Source organism: Cellvibrio sp. 25HG11W-0 (genome assembly GCF_057815475.1).
In genome coordinates, this window is record NZ_CM174230.1 from 3,108,577 (window position 1) to 3,121,399 (window position 12,823).

Annotated in this window: 10 protein-coding genes; 3 read left to right on the forward strand and 7 right to left on the reverse strand. The window is 47.6% G+C overall.

Annotation, left to right across the window (positions count from 1 at the left end):
• Positions 1–303: 303 nt before the first annotated feature.
• Entirely contained in the window at positions 304–909 is a 606-nt protein-coding gene (locus AC0KUT_RS13010; protein WP_488830506.1) for a PEP-CTERM sorting domain-containing protein, read from the forward strand.
• Positions 910–1,075: 166 nt separating this feature from the next.
• Here the strand turns inward: AC0KUT_RS13010 and AC0KUT_RS13015 are convergent, their stop codons facing one another.
• The 4 genes from AC0KUT_RS13015 to AC0KUT_RS13030 form a co-directional block, all read right to left on the reverse strand.
• Positions 1,076–3,115: a carbohydrate-binding module family 20 domain-containing protein gene (locus AC0KUT_RS13015; RefSeq protein ID WP_488830508.1), complete on the reverse strand. Its 2,040-nt coding sequence runs from the start codon at positions 3,113–3,115 to the stop codon at positions 1,076–1,078.
• 358 nt (positions 3,116–3,473) lie between these two features.
• Complete coding sequence (locus tag AC0KUT_RS13020) at positions 3,474–3,800, reverse strand: YqcC family protein (RefSeq protein ID WP_488830510.1); 327 nt, start codon at positions 3,798–3,800, stop codon at positions 3,474–3,476.
• A 189-nt stretch (positions 3,801–3,989) separates the two neighbouring features.
• Entirely contained in the window at positions 3,990–6,116 is a 2,127-nt protein-coding gene (gene dinG, locus AC0KUT_RS13025; RefSeq protein ID WP_488830511.1) for an ATP-dependent DNA helicase DinG, read from the reverse strand.
• 11 nt (positions 6,117–6,127) lie between these two features.
• Positions 6,128–7,291: a 1-acyl-sn-glycerol-3-phosphate acyltransferase gene (locus tag AC0KUT_RS13030; RefSeq protein ID WP_488830513.1), complete on the reverse strand. Its 1,164-nt coding sequence runs from the start codon at positions 7,289–7,291 to the stop codon at positions 6,128–6,130.
• A gap of 183 nt (positions 7,292–7,474) precedes the next feature.
• Here AC0KUT_RS13030 and AC0KUT_RS13035 point away from each other — a divergent pair, with 183 nt between their 5' ends.
• Positions 7,475–7,918 carry a YchJ family protein gene (locus AC0KUT_RS13035; RefSeq protein ID WP_488830514.1) on the forward strand — a complete coding sequence of 148 codons (444 nt, stop codon included), beginning with the start codon at positions 7,475–7,477 and terminating at the stop codon, positions 7,916–7,918.
• 273 nt (positions 7,919–8,191) lie between these two features.
• Positions 8,192–9,487: a diguanylate cyclase gene (locus AC0KUT_RS13040; RefSeq protein ID WP_488830516.1), complete on the forward strand. Its 1,296-nt coding sequence runs from the start codon at positions 8,192–8,194 to the stop codon at positions 9,485–9,487.
• A 111-nt stretch (positions 9,488–9,598) separates the two neighbouring features.
• On the opposite strand, the gene AC0KUT_RS13045 is transcribed toward AC0KUT_RS13040, so the two are convergent.
• The 3 genes from AC0KUT_RS13045 to AC0KUT_RS13055 form a co-directional block, all read right to left on the reverse strand.
• A complete protein-coding gene (locus tag AC0KUT_RS13045; RefSeq protein WP_488830518.1) occupies positions 9,599–10,114 on the reverse strand; it encodes a GNAT family N-acetyltransferase in 516 nt (171 codons plus the stop codon).
• A gap of 102 nt (positions 10,115–10,216) precedes the next feature.
• Positions 10,217–11,233: an aspartate carbamoyltransferase gene (locus AC0KUT_RS13050; protein ID WP_488830520.1), complete on the reverse strand. Its 1,017-nt coding sequence runs from the start codon at positions 11,231–11,233 to the stop codon at positions 10,217–10,219.
• A 198-nt stretch (positions 11,234–11,431) separates the two neighbouring features.
• Positions 11,432–12,637, reverse strand: coding sequence for a glycerol-3-phosphate dehydrogenase/oxidase (locus AC0KUT_RS13055; RefSeq protein WP_488830522.1), 1,206 nt, complete (start codon positions 12,635–12,637; stop codon positions 11,432–11,434).
• Between the last annotated feature and the right edge of the window lie 186 nt (positions 12,638–12,823).

Genomic DNA, 12,823 nt, shown 5'->3' on the forward strand with positions numbered 1-12,823 from the left:
CCTAAAAAGTCTAACGTCAACCATAAACAGCACAACAAAGTGACGCAAACCTCCTTTTATATGCAGACAGCATCACAACATTGAAAATTAAACTATAAAATGGCATAACAAGTGCATTAGTTGATTTGTGACATGAAACGCCGCGAATAATTACACAGCTCAAAAAACAATAGTAAGGTCGAGCAACCATGTCCATGCAACATCACCAGGGCAGTCTGTTTCCACTTTGCCTACCCTCAACACAATAAATCGGGATATTAACTGCTCTCAACAGCAGCTTTTACACCTTAATAGGAGCAACACATGCGCAACACCACCATCAAAGCACTCATTGCCTTAACCGCAATATTTAGCTTTAGCGCTTCAGCAGCACTTATCACCAACGAAGACTTCACCGGCGGCGCGAGCGGCTGGAGCAATAACAGCACCAGCAGCATTGCTGGCAACGAAGTATTAGGTGGCTTTAATCTCTTTGGCGCAGGCGCCACAGCGGAAAAAACATTTGCACTTTCAGGCACCCAAACCGAGGTCTACATTAATTTAGATTTCTGGAAAGGTGACTCTTGGGATGGCGAAAGCTTCATGGTTACTGCTAACAACAATGTGCTGTTCAGCAACAGCTATACCTATGCACAAGGCAGCCAAGTTGCCGGACAAATGTACAACCTCTGGAACGAGCTATTAGTACCCATCAACCTCGTATTCAACACCAGCGCAACCTCACTCACCCTAAGATTTTCATCAACACTAGACCAAGGCCCTAATGATGAATGGTGGGCAGTCGACAATGTGCGCATTAGCGACAACGCCAGCGCCAGCGCTCATGTACCAGAACCCAACACCCTAGGTTTGTTACTGCTCGCCTTAGGTGCCGTGTTTGCCATAAGACAACTACGAAAAGCGGCATAATTTCTTAGTGTTTTAAATGCAAAAATCGGCAGCCTCTGCGTCAAAGAGGCTGCCGATTTAAGATACATCTACAACAACATTTAAAAAATGTTTAAGGCGAAGACCCATAAAGCAGTTATAAATCAAGCAACTGCAATCAGATCAAAAGACCAATAAAAACCCTTTATTAAAAACTTCCCGTCACTGTACCCCCAACACTTCCTGTGGCAAGGCTATTATTAGCACCAGACTGCCACTGAATACCTGCTGCCGCATTTGCCTCCTCCCGCTTTACACACTTCCACGTAATCGCGGTATTGGCTGGCAATGAAAGCGTTGTACTCCAGCTGGGATAGGCTGATGGCGTTAATTTTATTGCTTGTGCTAGATTCCACCCACCCAAGGCACCATGATTTCCTGCAACATAGACACTCTGGCCAGAATAAGTGGTGCCGTTGTTACACACAAACGTCACATTCACATTGCCACTTGCGACACTGGAACTCGCTGCGCTACTAGCAACCGAACTGGTCGCCACTGTCGTTGCCGTAACACCCCGAGTCTGGGCATTAAAACAAATGCGGTAAGTTGTGTTAGCTGTCACAACAACATCGCTGGCAGGATAACTTTCTGTCCAATTAGCATAGTGATCAATTTTAAAACGTGGCGAGGTACTGGCATCGCCAAAGGTTTGTGTTGTGCAATAAAGCCCAGCATCAAGGCTCATAGACGTAGCCGCCCAAGCATTTGGCGTGCCGCGAAAATACCATGCATCTGTTGCTGCAGAGCTAACCGCAACAGAGCTACGCGCACTACTCGCAGCACTGCTATTACCGCCACCACAACTCACGCAGGGAACACCCACTTTAGCACCCACATGGAACGCCACCGCATCGTGACTAGCCACATTAAACGTTGCATTACCACTGGCGTTAACGGTAATGCTCGCACCGCTACAAACACCCGTCGCATAATTAAAATCAGCGTGAATAATATCGCAATAGGTACCCGCAGCCATGCCTGTGGCAAAAGTGCGATTTAGATTACCGCTATCTTCACGATTGATCGCCACATAACCTAAACCTGCCCGCCCCCATGCGATTTGATTATTGCCATTATCCCAATAGTTGGAAACAGAAAAAGCAGCATTAGTATTATTTCTAAAAGCCACCATATTTTTAATGGCGCGAATACGATGCTCACACAGCCAACCATTATTGCACGCACTGGCACCGGTGCTCGGTGGCCCCTGGTCGTGATCAGTCCAATCGTAGCTAGACATCACTTTAGGGTAACCATAGGGCCAGCCCAACATAAACACATGAGCCAAATTATTTAAATTAGCACCATCTTTATGGGTAATAATATTCCCGGTGTTTTGGCGTTGATTATCATGGTTGGCCACAAACACCACTGCATCACTGCTCGCCAGCCAACCAGCCCAATTGCCCGTACCTATATTGCTAATATTTTTTAACGCGCCGCGCCCCTTAAAATAATTACCTAATGTATTGGTGAAATTAAATTCAGTCACATCGCCAATATAGGTATATTGGCTCGGCTGCACAGGCTCACCCGCCGCACCTATCACCTCTTGAAAAATATAGGGGTGACCACTTAAGCGACTAATAATATTAGCCACATCTGCTGCTGCCATGTGCTTAGCCGCATCCATTCGAAAGCCTGCAACGCCCATGGATTGCAAATCCTCCATATAAGCTGCGATTTTACCGCGCACGTAATCAGACTCGGTTTTTAAATCATTCAACCCCGATAAATCACAGTTTTGAATAGACCAAGCATTGCCATAATTTATCGGCGTTGTGCAGCTATGGAAATCGTTGCTGCCATAGGGCACTTCGGGAAAGCTGCGCGTCCGAGCGGCCATGTGATTACCAACCACATCCACATAAATATCCACACCTACCGCCTTACAGCGGCTCACCATGCTGGCAAATTCGGTGCGAGTACCGGAGCGCCCTTCAATGGCATAACTCACTGGCTGATAGCGTGTCCACCACTGGCTGCCACTGACAGATTTCTGTGGCGGAGACACCTGCACAGCAGAAAAGCCATTAGGTCCTAAAACATTTTCGCACTCAGCCGCAATATCATTCCATTGCCATTCAAACAAATGAACAAACACGGTGCGATCAAGCGCGTGGCTATTAAGAGAAAAGAATATCGAGCAAAAAAATATGCCCAACTTAAATGCATTGGTTTTCATAAAAATATCCTGATTAATGAGTGTAAATTATGATTATTATCGTGATCCAATCGATTAACGCTCCCTGTGTACAACAGCCACTAGGCAGTAGCTACAGCAATCAATCTTGAGGCTCAGACACACTTCAGGCCACGCACTGCATACGTATTCACTCCGCAAACAAAACTGAATACGTATGCAGCACATAAATTTGTAGCAAAAGGAAACACATTAATATGCTTGCTACATACCAACACAAAAAACATAAAAAAAGGCCCGCAGTTCTCTGCGAGCCTTATTCGGAATTATCGAAAAAATTAAACTAGGCAGACCACACCAAGTTCACTTCCATAAAAAGAAGGTAAAAAATCAGCGCACATCAGACATGGGTTAATAAATCATCCATTTTTTGCAAGTGTGAAATTAACGGAGTCGAGTTCAACTGCAATACTGCAAAGTATTGTTCTGCCATGGGCGCAATACCGCAGTTATTCGGTAACTGGGCGCGCTGATCAACAAGAAAATACATTCGCTCAATAAAAATAAACTGCAGCCATTGCGGAAAATTTAATGTGTCCACAGCAAAAGGTTGCGTACTGGCCAAAGCATCAGCAGGCGGCAGCTCATCTTCCCACAACTGCAACACTCGCAACTCTCGCTCTATATCCATCAAAAGCTCTGCAACGGCAACATGAACGTCCGTCATTTTTTCACCTCTGTATTATACGAAAAACCCTTTGTCATCTGGACTATTTGGCTACACAATTGTTCTGTGCCAAAGCCGCGACAAAGGTTCCATAACGCAAATAATGAATGGTCTCTGCGATAACTTTTTTATTTTTCATCATAAATGTATGGGCTACCGGCAACAGCAACCTAAACTTCATGGCCAATCTCAATACTTATGTACCACCTGGGTAAAGGGTGGCAACGAATTTAAAATGGCCTTGCCATAGCGTTTGGTGATGATACGACGGTCGAGCAAGCTGATTTTTCCGGTATCGGTTTCCGTGCGAAGCAAGCGACCACACGCCTGAATCAGTTTAAGGGATGCATCAGGCACAGTAATCTCCATAAAGGGATTGCCGCCACGCGCTTCAACCCATTCCGACAGCGAAGCCTCAATGGGATCATCAGGCACTGCAAAGGGTAATTTTGCGATAAGCACATGAGTGCAGTAGTTACCGGGTAAGTCCACACCCTCGGCAAAACTCGCCAAACCGAAGAGCACACTGCCCTCGCCTGCATCTATACGCTTTTTATGCTGGTTGAGCATTTCTTGTTTAGAGCTATCGCCTTGCACCAATATTAAATCGCGCAGTTCATCAGGCATTTCATCAAACACATCCAGCATTTGGCGACGAGATGAAAACAGCACCAAGCTGCCTGCATCGCGCTCTAATAAATTGGGCAGGCAATTAATTAGCGACAGCGTATGCGCTTCCGCATTATTGGCTTCCACTGCTGCCGCGGGAATTTCCAACGTTGCCTGTTGAAAATTAAATGGGCTGGGCACTACTTGATAATTGGAGTCTGCAGGTGTTCCCGCGCGCATTTGAAAACGCTGAAAGTTGCCCAGCGCGGTCATAGTCGCAGAGGTAACCACTGCGCCACAGGCTTTGTCCCACAAGCTGTACTCAAGTGTTTTAGCCGCAAGGATAGGACTAGAGCAAACTTCTATATCCATACTGCCGGAATTATCTACCGGCGTTAGCCAGCGTGCTTTGGGTACAGAATCTTTATCGGGGGTTGCGTAGCTGCCCCACAAATCTCGCGTTGCTTCAGCGCGCGATTGCCAAGTACCCACCACAGGATAGTGATTCTCCAAATCCACCTTAGGTACCGGGCAATGAGGGTCTTCCATGGCCTCATTTAATTCTTCGCACATTTTATTGAGTAACTCGCTTAAGCGCGAAAAGCCTTTATAGAGTTCCACCGAGGGAATTAATAATTCTTGCGGCACAACACCATTGTTAAAACGGTAATTCGATTGACGTTCATCCACCGCAATGGTTTGCACCAGCGCATCAATAAAAGGATAAACCTGATCCAAACGCTGCTTACAATCCATGAGTGCTGCGGGCAACTGCTCCGCATAGCGATCAACATTACCGGCGCCGCTAATATGGCCGAGCATAGCACCCAGCGCTTTATTACATTGATCTAACCATTTACTGGTAGAAAGCATACGGCTGTGATGGGCAAAGTGGCTAAGCGCTTTTTGCGGTAAGTGATGACCCTCATCGAATACGTAAATCGTTTCCGCAGGGTCGGGCAATATGGCGCCGCCACCTAAAGCCAAATCAGCGAGTACCAAATCGTGATTAGTGACAATACAATCTACCGAGTGAATAGAGTCGCGCGCTTTAAAAAAGCTACAGGCCGATACATTTGAGCAACGGCGCCCTGTGCATTGGCGATGATCTGTGGTGATTAATTGCCACTCGCTTTGCTCCAAAGCTTGCGGCCAAGTATCCCGCTCGCCGTTCCATTTATTGGAGGCGAGCGACTCCATCATACCCTGATAAAGTTTTACGCCCTGCGCGGTAACGCTAGGCAACTCATCTTCATACAATGCTTTAGTCGGGTTGGCACCGCTTTCATACTCAGCCAATAAATTATCTAATTTGCTTAAACACAGATAGCGGCCACGACCCTTGGCAAGCGCGAAGGAAAAAACTAATTCACTGTGGCGCGCCAGCTCCGGTAAATCTTTGTTCACAATCTGTTCTTGTAAGGCCACTGTCGCGGTAGAAACTACCAATTTTTTACCCATAGCTTTCGCCATGATAATGGCCGGTAATAAATAGGCGATAGTTTTACCCGTGCCTGTACCCGCCTCCACCACACAAATATGGCTATGACTGGTGCGAACATTCTCATCGTCAGTTTCAATACCGCCCAAGGTTTTAGCGATCTCGGCGATCATTAATTTTTGACCGTAGCGCGATTTTAAATTTTTGTTTTCCAAAAATTTGCTGTAAGAACCTTGAATCTGCTTTTTAAGCGCGTCAGTTAACATGCAATAGCCAATTAGTGGGCGACTTGGGAAGCCGCTATTTTGCTCAACACAGGGTTGGCGTAAATACCTAAGGCTATAGCGCGATGCTCCTCAGGTATGGCATTCATCCGCGCAATAAATGCCGCTTTTTCTTCCGCTAGCGCAGCCGTATTGAAAGGAATATTTTTCGCGCTGTAATTTACTTTTGGAGCAGTGCCATGCAACATTTCATACGCGAAACAATTGGTCGCATGTAATACATAATCCTGCAATATATGCTGGTCAATATCCTCCACCAACTCATCTGCATCGGTGTAATCGCCCTGCAGTACTTCACCAAATTCCAAGTGCACATTGCCTTTTTGCCCGGCTATTCCCAAGGCGATACTTTTCACATCTTCATGCTCTTCTTTTTGATAGCTACCTTGCGTGCGCTGTTGATAAAGCTCGCGCGCCTTAGCGGCATCGCAGGGGTCTAGCGCATAAGAAATCGCAACAGGCACTATACGCAACTCTTTCACGTATTCACTCAGCTCAACCGCTTTCGGCTTATTGAGCATGATCATACCTAGCACGGCAGAATTAGTTTTATCGCAGCCGTCTTTTGCGCGACCTTCACGCTGCGCAATCCAAATACTGGAGTGTTCATTGACGATTGAGTGATGCATATAAGCGGAAAGATGTTTCGCAGCTTTTAGTTTTTCGCGCGGTGCCTTAGCTGAACGATTCACAATAAAACATTTGTTCAAACGCATAATATCGGCGACAAATGGTTTGGTGAGCAGGTTGTCACCAATCGCAATTCGCAGGGTATTGCAATCATTTTCAAACAAAACAAAATTGACAAACGCGGGGTCCATTGCAATATCGCGATGGTTGCTGATAAACAAATAAGACTGTTGTGGATCTAAACGCTCCAAGCCAGATACCGTAAGGGACGCGACAGTGGTAGCTACCACTGAGCCCATATACTTAGCCACCACCTCTTGAAATGCGCGCACATTATTAACTCGCGCTAATTCACGGCTCAATTTTGCTTTTACCAATGGGCGCAGCAGCCAACCAAACCCCTTGCGCCATTTAGGAAATTTTAACCGCACCAATGCATCGCTCAACTCTGGGTCGGCTAAAAGACGCTCTATGGTAGGGCGCACTTCATCATCGTGGTAAGGGCGAATATCGTCGAACTCTTTCATAGCGGGCAGATTACTGTTAATGAGTAAATGTTGATGGAGACTTAGGGCGAGCCACTTAAAAAACCTAAGCGCAAATAAGAAGCAGTCACATAAATATAGATGCGCAACAATACAAATTGCCGCTAGCGCTATGCCGCCTAGTCAGGGAAAATAGCCGCACAAAATACCGAAAAGAGGCGAAAAATGCCACCTAAAAAGCCATTATCAGCCCCCGAGCACCATTCTCCACAGCAGCCCTGCCCCTGCGGCAGCCAAGAGAGTCTAGCCCATTGTTGCTTACCCTATATAAATGGCACCCGCATTGCGCCCACTGCAGAAGCCTTAATGCGTTCACGCTATAGCGCACATGCCACACTCGCCATAGATTATTTATGGCAAACGTGGCACCAAACTGAGCGCCAAGGCTCCAACCGCGCAGATATACGCCGCTGGGCTAAATCCTGCGAATGGCTGCGCCTAGAAATTTTAGCAACCCAACAGGGTGGCCCAGATGACAAAGAGGGAATTGTAGAATTTATTGCTCACTTTCGCCGCGCGGGTGAACTACAGCAACATCACGAAATTTCACATTTCACCCGCAGCCCACAAGGTTGGCTATACCTTAATCAACGCGATACACTCACCTAAATTCAATAAATGTGTGACTCAAGCATCGCCACTGCCCAAAAAACAAACACCACCACCTAAAGTACGTATATATTCGCTCAATTAGTTCTGCGCCGCGCCACAATCGCAACTAAGCTCAATAAGTAAAAAAATGAGCCAGAACACCGAGTGAGAGTCAGCAAACCTATTGCTTGTTCCAACTCTCTGCTCACGAGAGCGAACTATTCTCTCTGATATGAATACATTTAATCGATGCGTTTTCGCTGATTCACTCTCTAACCATATTTAATGCTTATGAAAATTCTTCTCGTAGAAGACAGTGCTACCCTGCGTCATGCCATGCGTGGCTTTATTGTAGAAGCAGGTCACACGCCCATCATGGCGCGCAGTGGCGAAGAGGCATTACAGCTATTGGAAAACACCCCTGTTGATATGATCATCATGGATGTGGAAATGCCTGGGCTTGATGGCTTTGAAACCACCCGCTTAATCCGTGAATGGCTGGGCGACTACTGGATACCCATTATTTTCGTAACAGGTTTAAATGAAGATTCTAGTTACCGCACGGGGATAGAAGCGGGCGGCGATGATTACCTCATTAAACCCGTAAGCTTCACCATCATCCACGCCAAAATCCGCGCCATGGCCCGTATTGTCGAGATGCGCGACCAACTCAATAAACTCAACAGTGAATTAGAGGCGCTAAGCCAATTAGACAGCCTTACCAATATCTACAATCGCCGCACATTTAATGAGCGAGCCATGCAGCTCTGGGCCCAAGCTAAACGCAACCAACAACCCATCAGCGCCTTAATGATCGACCTAGATCACTTCAAACTTTATAACGATCACTACGGCCACCCCGCGGGTGATAGCTGCTTGAAAAAAGTCACACTCGCGATTAAGTCCTGCTTGCAACGCTCCTGTGATTTATTTGGCCGCTACGGTGGCGAAGAATTTATTGTGCTATTACCAGATACCGACAGCGAAGGTGCCTATCGCGTCGCGCAAACGATTAATGCCGCCATAGCCGCACAGGGTATTCGTCACGACACATCGCCCACGCACAATCTCGTGTCTGCCAGTATTGGCGGCGCTAGCTGCACAAAAACCAATGGTCACAATTTAGAAGAACTCATTAAGCACGCAGACAATGCACTGTATAAATCTAAACGCAGCGGGCGCAATCGCGCGTGGATTGATGAAGTAGTGACACAAAAAAATATTCTAATTGCCGCAAACAGCGAAGCCGCGCGCCACTTTTCCGTTATTTTGCAACAGCATTTTAATCTTAGCGTGGCCAATAGCGCTGCCGAATGCTTCTCCCTCGCTGAAGCAACATCGCCCAATGTAATATTACTGGATGTTGAATTTTCTGATGAAAATCACGCAGCACTCTGCACGGAACTCCGCGAAAACAATAAAACGCGAGGCATTCCTATAGCTCTTTTAGTGCCGTCCATAAAAGGCGCTGAAAACACCCGCCGCAGCCGAGATCCAGCAGACCATGAACTCGGTATTTATACCTACGTTGATAAGGAGATGAATACACCCGCGCTCTTACATCAGCTGTTGGATATTCTAAATTAAAGCGGTTTGTTTCATGCGAGGCCATAATGTTCTCATCACCACATGCGACAAAAAAAATTTCGATCCAAAATCTAGCGTAGCAAAAAAGGCTAGCAGCAAATAAACCCGTGCCTAATCCCCTCGCACACACGCAGTCAACACATGGTCTTGCCAGTCGCCGTTAATCTGTAGATAGCGGCGCGCGTAACCCTCTCGCTCAAAACCTAAACCCGCCAGCAACTTCTCTGAACGGATGTTGTGCGGCAAATAATTTGCCATAATGCGGTTGAGCTGTAATTCGCTAAACCCATAGTTCACCACATACTCGCACAACTGCTTCATGATGCCCTTACCTTCCCAAGCAGCAGCCACCGCATAGCCCATATAAGCTGCCTGAAAACTACCGCGCACTATATTGGTTAAATTACAGCTGGCTATCACATTACCTGCATCATCTAGCGCGATAAAAAATACCGCGCGGCCCGCATCCATCTCTAACCTACGCTGGCGCAGTAGTTCTTGCCAATAGCTCTCCGTATAAAAATCATCACTGCGCGCAGGCTCCCACGTTTGAAGGTGCAAGCGATTAGTTTGATAAAAACCCACCAACCGCTGCGCATCTATTTCATCCACAATTTTTATATGCATGCCGCACCTTTTCAAAAATGGCTTAGTTTTAAAATAGCGTGGATTAAAAATAAAAAATCCGCTGCAGTTGCCCACAGCGGATTTAATAAAAATATTTTCTCTCTAGTGATTGCGCAGCGAACTATACCAATTCACTTCGCGCGCGTGCAGGTCTACTTTATCTGCCACATCCAACACCAATGCGAACAAGGCCATGCGCACCAATACGCCATTATCTGCTTGGCGGAAAATGGCCAAGTTGGGGTTGCTGTTTAAATCATTGTCTAGCTCATTGGCTTCTGCACGCGAATCGCGCGGCAGCGGGTGCATAATCACCGTGTTCGGCTCGCAAAACTCAGTGTAAATAGATTGATTCAAGCGGAAGCGACCGCGATACATATCCGCCTCTTCTTTCGTGGCGAAACGCTCTTCTTGAATGCGTGTGGAATAGGCGATGTCAATTTTGCCAATACTGGTGGGCAAGTCTTCGCTAATGGTGACGGTATGGCCAGCCGCGCGCAGCTCTTCCACTATGTACTCTGGCATCGCCAATTCTTTGGGCGACACCAAAGAAATTGTCAGCTTTTCAAACAAGCACAACAATTTGCACAGTGAGTGCACCGTGCGCCCATGCTTTAAATCGCCAATCATCGCAATGCGCAAATTATCAATGGTTAAGCCGCGCGAGCGAACCTCTTTGCGAATAGTGTACAAATCCAACAAGGCTTGCGTGGGGTGTTCATTGGGGCCATCGCCACCATTAATCACTGGTACGCGGCTGCCTTCCGCAAACTCCGCCACACTGCCCGCTTGTGGGTGGCGCATACAAATTACATCGCTATAACCCGAAAGCACGCGCGCGGTATCAAACAGCGACTCACCCTTCGTTAAGGATGAACTTTCAAAGCCGGTAGTTTCACGCACATTGCCGCCCAGCAAATTAAACGCCGCACCAAAGCTCACCCGCGTACGGGTACTGGGTTCAAAAAACATATTGCCGAGGATGGCCCCCTCAAGCACGCGCGTCACCTTGCGCCGTAACGCATAGGGCTCCATGGCATCAGCCACAGCAAACACACGCATAATGTCTGCGCGTTCAAATTGGGTAATAGAGAGAATGTGAGCACCGGTAAAGTTCACAGAGAGTCCTCGAAGCGCGGGGGGAAGGGAAAAACTGGCGGGCATTTTAGCCCCTTAGGGCGCTGTGACCAATTGTTTTTTAGGCTGAAAGCATTTTTTGCGCTTGGCTTCCTGTTTAAGGAGCCAAGCGAGTAAGAAAAAGCAGGCGAATAGCACGCACTGCGAAGCAAGCTAGAAAAGTCGATGAAACCAACAGCACTACACAGTGCAGCTCATTAACTCCGCTTCAGATACAGGCACCAGCTTTAAGCTAGCCGTATTCGCCTTGGCCTCTGTTACCGGCAGTGAAGGCGCAAGCCGCGCCAGTGCCAATAACGCCGTTGCGCGATAGGTAGTGAGCTTGCCGCCCATAACCGACAACACCCGTGGCCGTATCTCATCATCAAGGTTAAACATCACCTCGCGCGGGCGAGCGAAGGCGGTGCGCTCACTGCGGGGCAATACGCGTAAACCCGCAAAGGTTTTCACTTCATCAGCGGGCACGGTTAAATCGGGGAAGTAATGCATCAGTGTTTTCAATAAATAATTGCGCTCATCGTCGCTGCAGTGGGCGGCCTCAGGTGCGCCTTGGTGCATTTTTTCTGTAGTACCCACCATCAGCTGGCCCTGCCAAGGCAATACAAACACAGCGCGCTTATCTTGCGGTGCCTCTAAATAAAAATACTGCTTGAGCAACGGCGGCAACAGAATATGGCTGCCCTGCACTAACTCAATGGCAGGCAACCGCAAGCGCGGCGTAACACGCGCTAAAACATCCAAAGCCCAGGGCCCAGCGCAATTCACTAACACGCGGCAGCTTGCTGTTTGAACACCTTGGGTATTTTCAAATTCCACATGGCAGCACTGGCCATTGCGTACCGCCCCCACAAACCGTGCAGGCATTTGCACTTCTGCCCCTAACTGCATGGCCGAATGCAATACCGCGCGGGTCAAGGCAGCATCATCTGTTTGCGCTTCTTGATAGCGAAACACCGCTTTCAAACCATCTAGACGCAAGTTTTCTAATTCAGCCCAGTCCTTTGGGGCTAAACGGCTAAAACGCGCATCGCGATCAAACCCCGACAACACAGAATAAAGGCTCAAACCCGCACGTATGGTTAAGGGCGAGCGTGTGGAATCGCTATAAACAGGAATATGTAAATGCTGTAGCTTTACCAGCTCCGGCGCTAAGCGCAGCAGTAAAGCGCGCTCATGCAAACTTTCGCGCACCAAGCCAAACTGTGCGGTTTCTAAATAACGTAAGCCACCATGAATCAATTTCGACGATTTACTCGAGGTACCCGCCGCAGGCGCAGTTTGCTCTAGCACCAATACCGAATAACCTGCCGCTGCCGCTGCCTGCGCCACACCTGCGCCCTGAATACCTGCGCCAATTACAATCACATCGTATTTCATTGTTTCCATATAACACCCGAAATTCTTTGAGAAACCACATAGCCAAGGAGCAAGCTTTTATAGCGCCAAAACCACTCTTTCTACGTCATTCACCGCGGGTTGAGTCTACGCGCTAACAGCTAAATATCAAATAAGGTAAACTGCGCCCTGCTCAAATACTCATCAATCGCAAAATCAGCCGCCCAACCACGTGCA